Genomic DNA, 15,919 nt, shown 5'->3' with positions numbered 1-15,919 from the left:
CGGTCACGCCAGGTCGGTGAGGTCCCGCTCCAGCAGTTCGGCCAGCAGGGCGTGACGGCCGGGGTCGTTGTCCGGGGTGATGCCCCGGCTCGGCATCTCCACGGTCATCAGCAGGTGCAGGTGCATCCGGTACAGCGTGAGCCGGCGACGGGCCCCGTCGTCGAAGACCAGCGGCACCCCGGTAGCGCCGGCGTACCCCCGGAGGAACGGATGCGCCGGCTCGTCCTCGGCGCGGCGGAACAGCAGCGGGGAGACCAGGTCGAGCAGCGGATCGCCGTAGAGGAACCGTTCGCCGTCGACCAGGCCGCACATCCGGTACGCGCCGTCGGTGTCCGGGGCGGCGAGCACGTTGCCGTCCCAGCAGTCGAAGTGCAGCAGGGCCGGCCGGCGTACCGTGTCGAGCAGCGCGCCGTGCCGGGCCACCAGCGCGCGGAACCGCTCCGCCGGCGCGGGCAGCGCCACCTCCCAGTTGGCCGCGTCGGCGAGCAGGTCGTCGATGATCGCCCTGAACGCGGCCGACCAGGTCGATCCGCCGGTACGCCCGGCGTCGTAGCCGAACCGGTCGCCGGTGATCCGGTGCAGGGCGGCCGTCGCGGCGCCCAGGTCGGCGCGGACCGGGCCGTCGTCACCGTCCACCTCGGGCAGTGCCCGGCCGGGTAACCGGCCGGTGACCAGCCACTCGCCGAGCCGTCGATCACGGCCGTGGTGCAGCACCGGCGGCACCGGCACCTGCGGCGCCCGCTCGGCGACCAGCCGGAAGTAGCGGGCCTCGGCGGCGAGCAGGTCGGTCTCGTAGCGCAGCAGTCGGGCGGTGGGCGGCGGGGCGACCTTCAGCACGACGTCGGTGTCGTCGTCGAGGCGGGCCCACCACACCGCGGCGAAGCCCCCGCCGGTCAGCGGCCCGCAGCCGGTCACCCGTCGGTGCGGACCGAACGACGCCCGGACGAGGTTGACCACGTCGTCGGGGGAGAGGACCCGTTGGGTAGGACTGACCGGTGCCACCCGGCCAGCGTAGGTGGCGGGACGTGAGCTGTCCGTCCCCTGTCCTGCCGGTCAGCGAGTATCCGTCTGCCCGCCCCGCCGACCCAGCACCAGCGTGGTGCGCAGGTTGAGGACGACGGTGCCGCCGAAGTCGTCGACCAGCCGGCCGAGTGCGCTCAACCCACGCTGTTGCAGCTCAGGCGACCGGGACAGGAACGGGCCGAAGGTCCGCACCAGATCGAGATAGCGTTGCTTGTCCAGCGGCAGGTCGCGGGGAAACACCGTCTTGCGGACGTCGGTGAACTGGCCGTGCTCGACGACGTCCCGGTGGAACCAGTCCGCCGGCCGCTCCCGTACGGTCGGGTCGATCGCGTGCAGCGCGGCTCGGATCGCCGCTCGTTGGTCAGGGTCGGCGTAGTCGTACCGGTGTCCGAAGATGGCCAGGGTGCCGCCGGGCGTGAGAGCCTGCCGAGCGCGGGCGTTGCGGGTGGCCGGGTCCAGCCAGTGCCAGGCCATCGCGCAGGCCAGCACGTCGACCCCACCGGCGGGGGGCGCCCACTGCTCGAAGGTGCCGGTGTGGACGCGGACGGCCGGAAATCGCCGGGCCAGCAGGGCCGCCATCCGCGGATCGGGTTCGAGACAGGTCAGCGGTGCGCCGATCCGCGCGAGCACGTCGGTGGCCTTGCCGGTGCCGGCACCGATCTCGACCACGGATGCGGGTACGCCGCCGTGGTAGCCGATGACCTCGTCGGCGATCTCGGACGGATAACCCGGCCGGGCGGTCTCGTAAAGGTCGGCTACCGACCCGAAGACGTCCATCACCTCACTCCTCTCACCAGGCCCGCAGCCTGACACCGGCGACCGCTGCTGGACAAGACCGGTGCGTACCGTACGGGTATGCCCGCTATCGGTTGGTGACGGCGAAGAGGGAGCCCACTCGCGATGATCCCGACCCTGATCCTGTTCGGTCTTCTCCTCGGACGCTGGTGGCGCACCTCGCTCGTCGCTGCCGCTGTCGGATGGCCGGTACTCCTGGTCACCAGCGGTGTCACGAGCGTCGGGCCGGATCTGTTTGCCGCGTCCGGGCTCGCCGTGGCCAATACCGGCGTCGGCGTGCTGATTCACCGCGGCATCCTGCTGACGGTCCGGCGACAGCGACGTCCGTGACCGCTACCGGCGGCTGCGGTGCCGGCAGGCCGAGTCACGCGACCGTGTACGTGGCCACCGCCGCCCACCTGGACGCCGCGAGATCCGCGGCAGCGCCGGGGGTGTAGTCCCACTGGAGGATCACCAGGGTGCCGGTGTCGTCCGGCTGTTCGGGTGAGTAGGCCTCGCTGCCGACGCCCACGCGTGCGTGGCGTCCACCGACACGACGTCCCACGACACGCTGGTCGGCCCGGCCGGCTCCGGCAGCGTGGCCAGGCGCCAGTTCCGGGTGGGCTCCCCGGTGACGACCTCGGGTGATTCGGCGGCGGTCGCGGGAGGGCCCGACGGTGATGCCGTGGTGCTCGTGCCGGCGGGTTCGCCGGTGCACCTGACATCAGGCCGAGAGCACCTCCGCGATCATCCGATGGCCCTGGGCCTCGAACGCCTCGTCACCCACCCGGTGGGCCCACGCCGCGGTGCCGATCGCCTCACGGACCCGGTTGCGGTACCACGCCTCCGGCTCGCGGGGATCGGACCCGTACCCGTCGAGGAAGGCCTCCTCAAGCGCTGGCTCGCGGCGGAAGTCCTGGGCGGCCAACCGGCCGAGGTCGGCCAGTGCGGGACGCAGCTCGGCGCGACCGAAGTCGATGACGCCCAGGACCCCGTCGTGGACGACCCAGTTCCGGGGCTGCCAGTCGCCGTGGGTGGGTACGAGGGCTGCCGGCGGGGTCGGCCACCCGCTGATCTCGGCCCGTAGTCGCTGCACGGTGCGCGCGTCGATCCGGTGCGGTTCGCTCAGCCACGCCAGCGACCTCTCGTTCGCGCGCCGCTCGTACTCGTGGTCGGTGACGACGTGCTGGGCATGCAGCAACGCCAGCAGCTCACCGGCCTGCTGGTAGAGGCGGGGACAATCGGCGTGTGCGCTGCCGAGCACCAGCCGGCCGGGCAGGTACCGGGTGACGAGCAGTTTCGCGTCCGCGTCACCGTGCGCCAGCGCCGGTGCCCGACCCCGGTCCGTCCAGGGTCGCAGCCAGTTGCGGTGGGCGTGCAGTTCGCGTCGGATGCCGTGGTCCTCGTCGCCGCCGGCCTTGACGATGAACCGTGAACCGGCGCAGGTGACCTCGAGGACGGTCGTACCCACCAGACCCCAGCTGTGGTCCCGTTCGACGGTCGCGCCCGGCAGCCACCGCCGGAGCAGCGTCAGCTGCCGCGGCGCCAGGTTGTCGAGCGCAGACGTCACGGCGAGGATGATACGAGCGGGTCGCCGCCGAACGGTCAGGCCTCGCCGGGTTCGGTGTGTTGGGCGACCGTCACCGCGGTCCACGACACCGGCGGCAGCTCGACGGTGAGCAGGCCGTCGGCGAGCCGCGCGGTGTCGTTCGTCCGCAGCCCCACCCGTTGCGTGTCCCGCAGGTCGTTAGCGGCGCGCACGTCGGTGTCCCAGATGCCCCGGGCCGAGACCGCGCCGGTCGGCTGGAACGCGCGCAGGTCGATCGTCACCGTCGTCGCCTCGGTGAGGTGCCGATTCTGCAGGAACACCGACAGCGTCGGACCTTCGCAGGTGGCGGCCGCGGCCACCACCGGGACCGAGCCGAAGGTCGCGGTGGTCGTCGCGTCGGCGTCGACCAGGACCCGCAGCGCGTCACCCCGGGCGGCGTTCGAGGTCACCGAGAACGGGAAGAACGTGGTCTGCCGCCAGGCGGGACCGCCCGGCTCGGTCATGATCGGTGCGATCACGTTGACGAGCTGTGCGAGATTCGCCGAGGTGACCCGGTCGGCGTGGTTGAGCAGGGAGATCAGCAGACCGCCGAGGACGACCGCGTCCGCGACGGTGTACCGGTCCTCGAGCAGACGGGGCGCCACCGGCCATTCGTCGATGCTGAACGTCCGAGCCTGTTCCTGCCACCGGCTCATGTACCAGATGTTCCACTCGTCGAACGAGAGGTCGATGCGTTTCGGTGACCGCTTGACGGCGCGTACGTGGTCGACGGTGGCGACGACCGACTCGATGTAGGAGTCCATGTCGACGCCGGAGGCGAGGAAGCTCGCGAGATCCCCGTCGTGCTCCTGGTAGTAGGCGTGGCAGGAGATGTAGTCCACGTCGTCGTACGCGTGGGTCAGCACGACGCGCTCCCACTCACCGAAGGTCGGCATGCCGCGCCCGGACGATCCGCAGGCGACCAGTTCCAGGTCCCGGTCCACCTGCCGCATGGCCTTCGCCGTCATCGCCGCGAGCTTGCCGTAGTCCTCGGCGTCGCGGTGGCCGAGCTGCCAGGGACCGTCCATCTCGTTGCCGAGGCACCACATGGCGATGCCGAACGGTTCCTTCCGACCGTTCGCGGCCCGCTGGGCGGCGCGGGCGGTGCCGGCCGGGACATTCGCGTACTCCAGCAGTTCGACGGCCTCCTTCGGCCCTCGGGTGCCGAGGTTGACCGCCAGCATCAGTTCGCTGCCCACCAGGTCGAGCCAGTGCTGGAACTCGTGCAGGCCGACCTGGTTGGTCTCGGTGGAGTGCCAGGCGAGGTCGAGCCGGCTGGGCCGCTCCGCGAGTGGTCCGACGCCGTCCTCCCAGTTGTAGCCGGAGACGAAGTTGCCGCCCGGGTAGCGGACCGTGGTCACCCCGAGTTCCTTGACCAGCTCGATCACGTCGCGCCGGAACCCGTCCGGTCCGGCGCTCGGATGGTCCGGCTCGTGGATGCCGTCGTAGATGTGGCGGCCGAGGTGTTCGACGAAACCGCCGAAGAGTCGTCGACGGACCGGCCCGATGGCGAAGGCCGGGTTGATGGTGAGGTGGGCGCGCGGCATGAGGCTCCTTACGATGATCAGCCACGATAACGTTGTCGATGGGGGTAGGCGAGCCCCGGGAGATCGTTCGGCCTGTCGTGGTGGGGCCTGGGTGTCTGGACGCTGTCGACCTGATGGCGCAGACGGGTCGCGGGCGTCGGCGGGACAGCGCCCGGCGCGACAGCACAGACGGTTCAGCTCGGCAGGGCCCACACACCCTGCCGGCGACCACCTCCCGCCAGAGGCCTGTCAGGTCGGGGAGGGGCCGGAGCTGTCCCGGCGGATCAGCTCGGCGTGCAGCGACTCGATGCGGGGCCCGGCGGCTCCGGGATCGAGGGCCAGGGCCATGGCCCTGGCGCCCATCTCCACCAGCGGTAGCCGGATCGTGGTCAGCGCCGGGGTGACGTCGCGGGCCATCGGCATGTCGTCGAAGCCGAAGACACTGACCTGCTGGGGCACCGGCACCGCGCGGGCGCGCAGCAGCGCCAGCGCGCCGATGGCCATCGAGTCGTTGAGGGCCGCGATCGCGGTCAGCCCGGGCTCCGCGTCGAGCAGCGCGGCGGTCGCCTCGGCGCCGCCGTCGCGGTCGAAGTCGGCGTAGCGGACGCGGTGTTCCGGCAGCTCACGGCCGTGCTCGGCGAGTGCCGCGCGCAGCCCGGTGAGCCGGTCGGTCGTGGTGGTCAGCACCCGTGGCCCGGCCACCACTGCGATGCGTTCGTGGCCTAGGCGGCACAGCTCCCGTCCGAGCAGCTCGCCGCCGCCGCGGTTGTCGGGCATCACCGCGTCGCCGGAGTGCTCGTGGCGGCCGATAACCGCGACCCGCCCGCCGGTGGCCTCGTAGGCGGCGAGCTTGCCGTTGAGCAGCCGGGTGAAGTCGGCGTCGTGGTAGCCGGAGCCGGCCAGGATGATGGCGGCGACCTGCTGGCCCCGCAGCAGCTCGACGTACTCCAGTTCCCGCTCCGGGTCGCGGTAGCTGTTGCAGATCATCAACAGCCGGCCCTGATCGGTGGCGACCCGTTGCAGACCTCGCGTGATCTCGGAGAAGTACGGGTCGGAGACGTCGTGCACGATCACCCCGACGGCGCCGCGGTGCGAGCGGGCCAGCAACTGGGCGTGGGCGTTGGGTACGTACTGCAAGTCGGCGACGGCCCGCAGCACCCGTTCGCGCAGTTCGTCGGTGACCGGCTTGCTGCTGCCGTTGATCACGCGGGAGGCCGTGGCGGGTGAGACACCGGCCCGTCGGGCCACATCGGACAGAGTCGCCACCTAACGCCCCCTCACGCCCTGGCGCCGCTCGCGTGGCGGCAAGCGTCACCGTACCGCAGTACGGACAACCTCCCTCAATCATGGTTCGAGCAGGTCATCGCCGTTTGGTTCGACACCGGGCGTGACCTCGGCCAGCGGCCGCCAGGCCGAAACTACCGATCGAGGAAAGCCCTTGCCGGCAGCCGGCGGAGGAACTTAGGCTGAGCCAGGAAAGCGCTTACCCGCTTGGTGTGACGGAAGGACCCCCATGACCCGCAGGTCGATCGGCATCATCGTGAACGGCGTCACCGGCCGGATGGGATACCGGCAGCATCTGGTGCGTTCCCTGCTGGCCATCCGCTCCGCCGGTGGCGTGCCGCTGGCCGACGGCACCACCGTCTGGCCGCATCTGGTCCTCGTCGGCCGCAGCGAGGCCAAGCTGCGCGAGATCGCCGAACGGCACGGTCTGGACGACTGGACCACCGACCTGGCCGCCTCCCTGGCCCGCGACGACGTGGAGATCTACTTCGACGCCCAGGTCACCCAGCAGCGGGAGAAGGCCATCCGGCAGGCCATCGAGGCCGGCAAGCACATCTACACCGAGAAGCCCCTCGCCGAGGACACCGCCGCCGCACTGGACCTGGCGCGCGCCGCCCGGACCGCCGGCGTACGCACCGGCGTGGTGCAGGACAAGCTCTTCCTGCCAGGGCTTCGCAAGCTCAAGCGACTGCTCGACGGCGGCTTCTTCGGCCAGGTGCTGTCGGTGCGGGGAGAGTTCGGCTACTGGGTCTTCGAGGGCGACTGGCAGCCGGCGCAGCGCCCGTCGTGGAACTACCGGGCCGCTGACGGCGGCGGCATCGTGGTGGACATGTTCCCGCACTGGCACTACGTGCTGGCGGAGCTGTTCGGCGAGGTACGCGCGGTCTCCGCCACCGTCGCCACCCACATTCCGCGCCGGGTGGACGAGGCCGGGCGGCCCTACGAGGCCACCGCCGACGACGCCGCGTACGGCATCTTCGAGTTGGAGGGCGGCGTCATCGCCCAGCTCAACTCGTCCTGGTGTGTGCGGGTGCACCGCGACGAGCTGGTCGAGTTCCAGGTCGACGGCACCGAGGGCAGCGCGGTGGCCGGCCTGCGGCGCTGCCGGGTGCAGCACCGGGCGGTCACCCCCAAGCCGGTCTGGAACCCGGACCTGCCGGCCACCGAGGACTTCCGTTCACAGTGGACGGAGGTGCCCGACAACGAGGACTTCGACAACGGCTTCAAGGTGCAGTGGGAGGCGTTCCTGCGGCATGTCGCCACCGGCGAGCCGTTCCCGTGGGACTTCCTGGCCGGCGCCCGTGGGGTGCAGCTGGCCGAGCTGGGCCTGCTGTCGGCCCGGGAGGGACGTCGTGTCGAGGTGCCGGAGCTGGCGCTGTGAGCGGCACCGAGGTCACCCTGCCCGGCGGCGGTCGCCTGCAGCTCTCCGGCGGCACCGGGCATCCTCGCCCCGACGGCCCGCCGAGCCGCCGCATCGCGTACGCCGCCGCGCACGTGGTGGCCGACCCCGCCGCCGACAACACCCCGGGTGCCCCGGCCGCGCTCGACTGGGAGCGCACGCTCGCCTTCCGCCGGCACCTCTGGTCCTACGGCCTGGGGGTGGCCGAGGCGATGGACACCGCGCAGCGGGGCATGGGCCTGGACTACCCAACCACCCGGGAGCTGATCCGCCGGAGCGCGGCGGAGGCCCGGGCGGCCGGTGGGCGGATCGTCGCCGGGGTCGCCACCGACCAACTGCCGGCCGGCCCGGCGACCCTGACCGAGGTCACCGCCGCCTACCGCGAGCAGCTCGACGACGTGCAGGCCGCCGGGGCGGTGCCGGTGCTGATGTGCAGCCGGCACCTGGCCGCCGCCGCCCGCGGGCCGGAGGACTACCTGCGGGTGTACGACGAACTGCTGCACGCCGCCGACCGGCCGGTGGTGCTGCACTGGCTCGGGCCGATGTTCGACCCGACGCTGTCGGGTTACTGGGGCACCACCGACCTGGATCTGGCCGCCGACACCGTCGTCCAGCTGATCAAGACCCACTCGGCCCGGGTCGACGGCATCAAGGTGTCGCTGCTCGACGCCGGACGCGAGGTGGCGCTGCGCCGCCGCCTGCCGGCGGGCGTACGTCTCTACACCGGCGACGACTTCCACTATCCGGAGCTGATCCGGGGCGACGACGCCGGCCATTCCGACGCGCTGCTCGGGGTCTTCGCCGCCATCGCCCCGGCCGCCTCCGCCGCGCTGGCCGCCCTCGACCGCGGCGACCTGACCCGCTACGACGAGATCTTCGCGCCGACCGTGCCGCTGGCCCGGCACCTGTTCGCCGCACCCACCTGGTACTACAAGACCGGCATCGTCTTCCTCGCCTGGCTGGCCGGGCACCAGGAGCACTTCACCATGGTCGGCGGGTTGCAGTCCGGCCGCTCACCGCAGCACCTGGGCACCCTGCTCACCCTCGCCGACGCGGCCGGCCTGCTGCCCGACGCCGAGCTGGCCGCCGCTCGGGCCCGGGCCTTCTTCACCGTGGCCGGGGTGACCCAGTGACCGGGGACCGGACGGCCTTGCGCCGGTTCTCGTTCAACCAGGCCACCGCCCAGCACTGGCCGCTGCCCGAGGTGGTCGCCGGCTGCGCCGCCGCCGGTGTGCCCGGCATCGGCCTGTGGCGGGAACCGGTCGCCGAGTACGGTCTCGGCCGCGCCGCGAAGCTGGTCCGCGACGCCGGCCTCGCGGTCACCACCCTGTGCCGGGGCGGGTTCTTCACCGCCGACGACTGGCGGGAGCAGAACCTGCGCGCCATCGACGAGGCGGCCACGCTCGGCGCCCCGGTGCTGGTGCTGGTCTGCGGCGGGCTGCCCGCCGGCAGCCGGGACATCGACGGTGCCCGCGCCCGGGTCGCCGACGCGATCGCCGAACTCGCCCCGCACGCCGACGCCGCCGGGGTGACCCTCGCCATCGAGCCGCTGCACCCGATGTTCACCGCCGACCGCTGCGTCATCGCCACCCTCGGTCAGGCGTTGAACATCGCCGAGCAGTTCGACCCGGGCGTGGTCGGCGTGGTGGTGGACGCGTACCACGTGTGGTGGGACGACACCGTCTACGACCAGATCGCCCGGGCGGGGGAGTGGATCGCCTCGTTCCAGGTCTGCGACTGGGTCACCCCGCTGCCAGAGGGGGTGCTGCTCGGCCGGGCGCTGCCCGGTGACGGCTGTATCGAGCTGCGCCGGTTGCGCGAGGCGGTGGACGCGGCGGGCTACACCGGCGCGATCGAGGTGGAAGTCTTCAACGCCGAGGTGTGGGCCCGTCCCGGGGAGCGGATCCTCGCCGCCGCCATCGACGGCTACCTCCGCGAGGTCGCCTGACCCACTCGGCAGATGGCTGGTCGACGGTCCGACGCCGGAAGCCGCCCACGTCAGCTGCGGACCCGGGCAGAACCCGGTCAGTTCGTCGAGGCGCGGGCGGCGAGGGCGTCGACCAGGCGGCGGGTGGAGCCGGCGAGGTTCCAGCGTTCGGCCAGGTCGAGCAGCCGCTCGGGGTCGGCCGGCGCGACCGGCAGCTCGGTGGGCAGCGGCGGCAGCGGCACGTCCAGGGCGACCCGGACCACCTTCGGCGCCACGGCGAGGTAGTCCCGCGCGGCGGCGAGCTTGGTGCGCAGCCCGGGAGCGAAGCCGGAGGACGGGTCGTCCAGGGCGGCGAGGATGCCGGCGATGTCGCCGTACCGTGCGACCAGCCGGGCGGCGGTCTTCTCACCGACGCCGGACACCCCGGGCAGCCCGTCGCTGGGGTCGCCGCGCAGCGCGGCGAACTCGGCGTACCGGTCGGCGGGCACCCCGTAGCGGGCCCGCACGGCCGCGTCGTCGCAGTCCTCCAGTTTGGCCACGCCGCGCCCGACGTAGAGCAGCCGCACGTCGCGGTCGTCGTCGATCAACTGAAACAGGTCCCGGTCGCCGGAGACCACCTCGACCGGACCGGGCTGGGTGACCGAGAGGGTGCCCAGCACGTCGTCGGCCTCGTAGCCGGCCGCACCGACGACGGTGACACCAAGCGCGTCGAGCACGTCGAGGATCATCGGCACCTGCGGGGTCAGGGTGTCCGGCACCACCTCGCCACCCTCGGGGGCCACCCGGTGCGCCTTGTACGACGGCAGCAGCGCGACCCGCCAGTCCGGCCGCCAGTCATGGTCCATGGCGCACACCATCCGCCCGGGGCGGCGGGTGCGCACCAGGTGGGCGAGCATGTCGAGGAAGCCGCGCACCGCGTTGACCGGCTGACCGTCGGTGGTCTTCGCCGCGGACTCCGGGATGCCGAAGTACGCCCGGAAGTAGAGACTGGGTGCGTCGATGAGCATGATCGGGGTCTGCGCTGTCACGCCCGACAGCCTGGCACAGCCCACCGACGTTCGACGACGGGCGACACGATCAGGAGGGGCGATGCACGGAACGACCGGCCTCCGGCTGACCACGGTCAACCTCGACACGCCCGACCCGGCGGCGTTGGCCCGCTTCTACGCTCGCCTCCTCGGCTGGGACATCGAGATCGAGCAGGACGACGACGTGATCCTGCGCGCCGCCGACGGCGGGGTCGGGTTGTCCTTCCAGCGCGAGCGGGCGTACGTGCGCCCGACCTGGCCGGCGGCGGACGGCCGGCAGCAGATGATGATGCACCTGGAGATCGGGGTGCAGGACCTGCCCGCCGCGCTGGAGCACGCGCTGGCCTGCGGGGCGACCCTGGCCGAGTTCCAGCCGCAGGAGGACGTCCGGGTCTGCCTGGACCCGGACGGCCATCCGTTCTGTCTCTGGGTGACGGGTTGACCCGGCGCGGGCTCAGCTCGCACCGGCCGTGCCCTGCCGGCCGCGTCGCCTGAGGGCGTACGGCAGCACGAACAGGTAGAGGCCGGAGAACGTGAGCAGGGCGAGGGGCAGCAGCGGTACGTAGGAAACCCAGACGACCGGCTCCGGCTGCGCCAGCGCGACGGAGGTGACCACCACGGACACCGTGAACCCGATCGCCAGCCACCGATGGACCTGTCGGATGCGCTTGTTCCAGCTCAACGAAACCTCCTGGGTGATTGGGCGGTCGCGGGGCCGGAGCGGCCCTGGCGGTCAAGTTAGTGACGCCCGACGACCGCTGCTTCTCGATTCCTGACCGGTCTGCTCGGGGCGGGTCGGCACCGCACGCACCCGGCAGCCCAAACGAGCGTTAAGCTGTCGGGGTGGGGTTCGAGGAGCTGTATCCGCCGCGGCGACTGGTCACCGCGCAACATGCGATCGCCGCCGCCGGGCTGGACGCGTTGCTGCTCAGCCCCGGCTCCGACCTGCGCTATCTGACCGGGTACGACGCGCACGCCGGTGAGCGGCTGACCCTGCTGGTGCTGCCCGCCGAGGGCGAGCCGACGCTGATCGTGCCGACCCTGGAGCGACCGGCGGCCGAGGCGTCGCCGGCCCCGGCCACCGGGGTGCGCATCGTCGACCATGCCGACGGCACCGACCCGTACCCGTTGGTGACCGCCGCCCTCGGCGGCCCGGTGGTCGAGGTGGGGCTGGCCGACCGGATGTGGGCCGAACAGGTGCTGGCGCTGCGCGCGGCGCTGCCCGACGCCCGGCAGCGGCTCGCCTCGGCGGTGCTGCGGGAGTTGCGCATCCACAAGTCGGCCGCGGAGATCGAGGCCCTGGCCGAGGCCGGCGCGGCCATCGACGCGGTGCATGCCCGGATGGGCGAGTGGCTGCGGCCGGGACGGACCGAGGCGCAGGTGGCCGCCGACATCGCCGCGGCGATCCGGGCGACCGGGCACGTCACCGTCGACTTCGTCATCGTGGCGGCCGGCCCGAACGCCGCCAGCCCCCACCACGGCACCGCCGACCGGCCGATCGGCGCGGGTGAGCCGGTCGTGGTGGACATCGGCGGCACCATGCCCTCGGGCTACCGCTCCGACTGCACCCGCACCTACGTGACCGGAGGGGCACCACCGACCGAGTTCGTCGACTACTACGCGGTGCTGCGGGAGGCCCAGCGCGCCGCCGTGGCGGCGGTCCGCCCCGGGGTGAGCGCCGCGGCGGTCGACGCCGCCGCCCGCGAACCGATCGCCGCGGCCGGCTACGGCGACGCCTTCCTGCACCGCACCGGCCACGGCATCGGTCTGGACGGCCACGAGGAGCCGTACGTGGTAGCCGGCAACGACCGTCCGCTGGCGGAGGGGATGACCTTCTCCGTCGAGCCGGGCATCTACCTGGCCGGGCGGCACGGCGCCCGGATCGAGGACATCGTCGTCTGCACGACGGACGGCGTACGACGGCTCAACACCACCCCCACGGAGCTCATCGCGCTATGACTGTCGACCGGATCCTGCCCACCGACGAGGCCCGCGAACTGCTGGAGCTGACCACCGAACTGGCCGACCGGGAACTCGCGCCGAAGGCCGCCGAGTACGAGCAGCGGGCCGAGTTCCCCCGGGAGCTGCTGCGCACCCTGGGCCGGGCGGGACTGCTCGGCCTGCCGTACCCGGAGGAGTACGGCGGCGCCGCCCAACCGTACGAGGTCTACCTCCAGGTGCTGGAGATCCTCGCCGGTCGCTGGCTGGCGGTCGCCGAGGCGGTCAGCGTGCACACGCTGTCCTGCCACCCGGTGGCCACCTTCGGCAGCGACCAGCAGCGCAAGCTGCTGCCCGACATGATCGGCGGCGAACTGCTCGGGGCGTACTGCCTGTCGGAGCCGCAGGGCGGTTCGGACGCCGCGGCGTTGACCACCAGGGCGGTCCGCGACGGGGACGGGTACGTCGTGACCGGCACCAAGGCGTGGATCACCCACGCCCAGGTGGCCGACTTCTACAACATCTTCTGTCGTACCGGCGGTCCGGGCCCGCGCGGCATCTCCTGCCTGCTCGCCGACCGGGCCACTCCGGGTATCCACCCGCAGGCCGCCGAGCGGACCATGGGACTGCGCTCCTCCCCGGTGGCGCAACTCGTCTTCGACGAGGCCCGGGTGCCGGCCGATCGGCTGATCGGTGGCGAGGGGACCGGCTTCACCATCGCCATGTCGGCCCTGGACTCCGGGCGGTTGGGCATCGCGGCCTGCGCCGTCGGACTGGCCCAGGCGGCGCTGGACTACGCGGTGGACTACGCCCGGCAACGCCAGCAGTTCGGCCGGTCGATCATCGACTTCCAGGGACTGGGGTTCACCCTGGCCGACCTGGCCACCCAGATCTCCGCCGCCCGGGCGTTGACCCTGGCCGCGGCACGGTTACGCGACGCCGGGCGGCCGTACTCGATCGAGGCGGCCAAGGCGAAGCTGTTCGCCACCGACGTGGCGATGCGGGTGACCATCGAGGCGGTGCAGGTTCTCGGCGGCGCGGGTTACGTCGCCGACCATCCGGTCGAGCGGTACCTGCGGGAGGCGAAAGTGCTGCAGATCGTGGAGGGCACCAACCAGATCCAACGGCTGGTGATCTCCCGCGCGCTGGCGAAGGACTGACCGGGCGCGATCGTCCCCCCGCCGAGCGTGACGCCCGGCGGGCCTGTCGGTCGCGTCGCCCGGCCGTACCCGGTAGGTTGCACGCCGTGGAGGAGATCGACCGCGCCATCGTGGTGGCGCTGACGGCGGACGGCCGGCTGTCGTACACAGACCTGGCGGAGAAGGTCGGCCTGTCGGTCTCGGCGGTGCACCAGCGGGTGCGCCGGCTGGAGCAGCGCGGAGTGATCAAGGGCTATGCCGCGCGGGTCTCCTTCGAGGCGCTCGACCTGCCCTTGACGGCGTTCGTGGCCATCCGGCCGTTCGACCCGTCGCAGCCGGACGACGCGCCGGAGCGGCTCGCCCACCTGCCGGAGATCGACTCGTGCTACTCGGTGGCGGGGGAGGACTTCTACCTGCTGCTGGTCCGGGTGGCCAGCCCGGTCGACCTGGAACGGGTGCTCCAGGAGATCAGGACGGCGGCGAATGTCACCACCCGCACCACCGTGGTGCTGTCCACCCCGTACGAGCACCGGCCACCCAAGGTCGTCGGCAACCCGGCGAACCACCACCGCCCCTGAGGGGTGTCGCCCGAGGCGGCGAGCCGACGGGCGGGCTGACCCGGGACACCCCGTGCTGCCGCGGCACCGGAGACGCGGCTAGGATCCATCCCTGATTCAGCGGAAAGTGAGACCCGGATCATGACCGGACGCCGGGCCGATTCGTGCCGCCCTCGTCCCGGTCACGTCGCGTGTCTCGAAGGGGAGGATGAGGTGAACCGATCGATGCGATCGCGCTCCAGCCAGGCGGCATCCGGGGTCCGCCCATGACACGCATCCTCATCCGCGCCGGCAAGAGTCCGTTGACAGTGCTGTCCCATGAGCAAAGCCTGTCCACCTCTCGGTTGGGTGTCTTCGGGTCGAACTCTGGGAACATGCTGTTCTACAGCGCGGTGTTCCGGGTGCTGAGCGTGCCCGGCGCCGAGGTGGTCGCGAACTCCTACGTGCATGAGCGCCCGATCCATCTGAACACCTACATCGGCCGGACCAACGAGGAGTTCGACCGGTTCGTCCTGCCGATGGCGAACTCGTACCGGGACACCTTCCTGCCGCACCTGGAACGCCTCGCCAAGGTCATCGAGCGGCTGACGATTCCGGTCACGGTGGTCGGCATCGGCGCGCAGCTGCCGTACGGCACCGAGTTCAGCTCGCTGCCCGACGACTACAAGAAGATCGTCACCCGGTTCACCCGGGCCGTGCTCGACCGGTCGGCGTCCATCGGCGTACGCGGCGAGTACACGGCCCGCCTGCTGAAGTACCTGGGCTTCGGCGACGAGCACGTGCGGGTGATCGGCTGCCCGTCGATGTTCGGCAACGGGCCACTGGGACCCCTGGTGCGCAAGGTGGATCGGCTGGCCTACGACAGCCCGATGGCCATCTCGTACACCCCGAAGGTCAAGGGGGTGGACCGGCTGGTCGAGGCGAACACCAACCGTTACCCCAACAGCGTCATCGTGCCGCAGCAGCATCACCGGCTGGCGCTGATGCTGTGGGGCGAGAACCCGGCCAAGGTCCCCAACAAGCGGATGCCCATCCACACCGACCATCCGCTGTACGAGAACGACCGGATGCGCTTCTTCGTGGACGCGTCGACCTGGGTCGAGTTCATGGCCGAGCAGCACTTCGCCTTCGGCACCCGCATCCACGGCAACGTCGCGGGCGTGCTGGCGGGCACGCCGTCGGTGGTGCTGGCCCACGACTCCCGCACCGTCGAGCTGTCCGAGTACCACGGCATTCCGTACCGCCTCTACTCGGAGCTGCCACCGGACGTCGACGCGCAACGGCTCTACGAGGAGGCGGACTTCGACGCCTTCGGGCCGCGTCAGGCAGAGACCTTCGACACCTACGTGCGATTCCTCGAGCACAACGACCTTGAGCACGTGTTCCAGCCGGGCAAGGAGAACCCTGCCTACGACAAGGCGCTCGCCGCCGCCAAGTTCCCCGGCCCGGTGCACACGCTGATGGCCTCGGACGTCGTCGGGCGGCGCCAGGTGATGTCCCGGCTGCGTTGGCTGCGCCAGGGGCACGAAGGTGATCTGGAACGTCCGGCCTACGAATTCGAACCACCCTTCCGCGAACCGCGCGGAAAGAAGTCGCTCGAGGAGCGGGTAACCGAGTTGGAAAAGGAACTCAAGGTGCAGCAGGCGTCGCTGGCGAACTGGCGGGGCCGGATGGGGCGTGTCCTGCGGATCAACCCGTTGTCCATTGGGGGCCGACGGTGACGATGGCGGATCCGG

The 15,919-nt window shown here is 71.9% G+C and carries 17 protein-coding genes; 9 read left to right on the top strand and 8 right to left on the bottom strand.

The annotated features are described in order from the left end of the window. Positions 1-3 precede the first annotated feature (3 nt). Positions 4-1,002, bottom strand: a complete 999-nt coding sequence (locus SM447_RS12635; protein WP_474572945.1) for a phosphotransferase family protein — start codon at positions 1,000-1,002, stop codon at positions 4-6. Positions 1,003-1,053: 51 nt separating this feature from the next. Further along, the gene (locus SM447_RS12630) at positions 1,054-1,800 is read right to left on the bottom strand and encodes a class I SAM-dependent methyltransferase (RefSeq protein WP_474572944.1); all 747 of its coding nucleotides are present in this window, start codon (positions 1,798-1,800) and stop codon (positions 1,054-1,056) included. 123 nt (positions 1,801-1,923) lie between these two features. On the opposite strand from SM447_RS12630, the gene SM447_RS12625 reads away from it, so the two are divergent. Further along, positions 1,924-2,148: a hypothetical protein gene (locus SM447_RS12625; protein ID WP_474572943.1), complete on the top strand. Its 225-nt coding sequence runs from the start codon at positions 1,924-1,926 to the stop codon at positions 2,146-2,148. Positions 2,149-2,182: 34 nt separating this feature from the next. Here the strand turns inward: SM447_RS12625 and SM447_RS12620 are convergent, their stop codons facing one another. The 4 genes from SM447_RS12620 to SM447_RS12605 form a co-directional block, all read right to left on the bottom strand. Beyond that, positions 2,183-2,329, bottom strand: coding sequence for a hypothetical protein (locus SM447_RS12620; RefSeq protein ID WP_474572942.1), 147 nt, complete (start codon positions 2,327-2,329; stop codon positions 2,183-2,185). A gap of 192 nt (positions 2,330-2,521) precedes the next feature. Beyond that, positions 2,522-3,367, bottom strand: coding sequence for a phosphotransferase (locus SM447_RS12615; RefSeq protein ID WP_474572941.1), 846 nt, complete (start codon positions 3,365-3,367; stop codon positions 2,522-2,524). A 35-nt stretch (positions 3,368-3,402) separates the two neighbouring features. Continuing rightward, entirely contained in the window at positions 3,403-4,932 is a 1,530-nt protein-coding gene (arfA, locus tag SM447_RS12610) for an arabinosylfuranosidase ArfA (RefSeq protein WP_474572940.1), read from the bottom strand. Between the two features lie 228 nt (positions 4,933-5,160). Further along, positions 5,161-6,177 (bottom strand): LacI family DNA-binding transcriptional regulator, encoded by a 1,017-nt coding sequence (locus tag SM447_RS12605; RefSeq protein WP_474572939.1) that lies wholly within the window; start codon positions 6,175-6,177, stop codon positions 5,161-5,163. Positions 6,178-6,424: 247 nt separating this feature from the next. On the opposite strand from SM447_RS12605, the gene SM447_RS12600 reads away from it, so the two are divergent. The 3 genes from SM447_RS12600 to SM447_RS12590 are packed head-to-tail and all read left to right on the top strand — an operon-like array spanning position 6,425 to position 9,542. Then, positions 6,425-7,576: a Gfo/Idh/MocA family protein gene (locus tag SM447_RS12600; RefSeq protein WP_474572938.1), complete on the top strand. Its 1,152-nt coding sequence runs from the start codon at positions 6,425-6,427 to the stop codon at positions 7,574-7,576. Beyond that, positions 7,573-8,727, top strand: a complete 1,155-nt coding sequence (locus tag SM447_RS12595; protein WP_474572937.1) for a dihydrodipicolinate synthase family protein — start codon at positions 7,573-7,575, stop codon at positions 8,725-8,727. Before SM447_RS12600 ends, SM447_RS12595 begins: the two co-directional genes overlap by 4 nt. Next, positions 8,724-9,542 carry a sugar phosphate isomerase/epimerase family protein gene (locus tag SM447_RS12590; protein ID WP_474572936.1) on the top strand — a complete coding sequence of 273 codons (819 nt, stop codon included), beginning with the start codon at positions 8,724-8,726 and terminating at the stop codon, positions 9,540-9,542. Before SM447_RS12595 ends, SM447_RS12590 begins: the two co-directional genes overlap by 4 nt. A 77-nt stretch (positions 9,543-9,619) precedes the next feature. Here SM447_RS12590 and SM447_RS12585 read toward each other — a convergent pair whose 3' ends face one another. Next, positions 9,620-10,528 carry a 5'-3' exonuclease gene (locus tag SM447_RS12585; protein ID WP_474573265.1) on the bottom strand — a complete coding sequence of 303 codons (909 nt, stop codon included), beginning with the start codon at positions 10,526-10,528 and terminating at the stop codon, positions 9,620-9,622. A gap of 82 nt (positions 10,529-10,610) precedes the next feature. Here SM447_RS12585 and SM447_RS12580 point away from each other — a divergent pair, with 82 nt between their 5' ends. Continuing rightward, the gene (locus tag SM447_RS12580) at positions 10,611-10,991 is read left to right on the top strand and encodes a VOC family protein (protein WP_474572935.1); all 381 of its coding nucleotides are present in this window, start codon (positions 10,611-10,613) and stop codon (positions 10,989-10,991) included. Between the two features lie 12 nt (positions 10,992-11,003). On the opposite strand, the gene SM447_RS12575 is transcribed toward SM447_RS12580, so the two are convergent. After that, on the bottom strand, positions 11,004-11,231 hold the full coding sequence (locus SM447_RS12575; RefSeq protein WP_474572934.1) for a hypothetical protein: 228 nt from the start codon (positions 11,229-11,231) through the stop codon (positions 11,004-11,006). Between the two features lie 161 nt (positions 11,232-11,392). Between SM447_RS12575 and SM447_RS12570 the strand changes: the two genes are divergently transcribed. The 4 genes from SM447_RS12570 to SM447_RS12555 all read left to right on the top strand — a co-directional run bounded on the left by SM447_RS12570 (position 11,393) and on the right by SM447_RS12555 (position 15,904). Continuing rightward, positions 11,393-12,508, top strand: a complete 1,116-nt coding sequence (locus tag SM447_RS12570; RefSeq protein WP_474572933.1) for a M24 family metallopeptidase — start codon at positions 11,393-11,395, stop codon at positions 12,506-12,508. Next, positions 12,505-13,647 carry an acyl-CoA dehydrogenase family protein gene (locus SM447_RS12565; RefSeq protein WP_474572932.1) on the top strand — a complete coding sequence of 381 codons (1,143 nt, stop codon included), beginning with the start codon at positions 12,505-12,507 and terminating at the stop codon, positions 13,645-13,647. The genes SM447_RS12570 and SM447_RS12565 overlap by 4 nt, the downstream gene beginning before the upstream one ends. An 86-nt stretch (positions 13,648-13,733) precedes the next feature. Further along, positions 13,734-14,204 (top strand): Lrp/AsnC family transcriptional regulator, encoded by a 471-nt coding sequence (locus SM447_RS12560; protein WP_474572931.1) that lies wholly within the window; start codon positions 13,734-13,736, stop codon positions 14,202-14,204. 353 nt (positions 14,205-14,557) lie between these two features. After that, positions 14,558-15,904 (top strand): polysaccharide pyruvyl transferase family protein, encoded by a 1,347-nt coding sequence (locus SM447_RS12555; protein WP_474572930.1) that lies wholly within the window; start codon positions 14,558-14,560, stop codon positions 15,902-15,904. Positions 15,905-15,919: the final 15 nt, after the last annotated feature.

This window comes from Micromonospora aridisoli, assembly GCF_056150025.1.
This window is presented reverse-complemented; position numbering and strand designations above follow the sequence as displayed.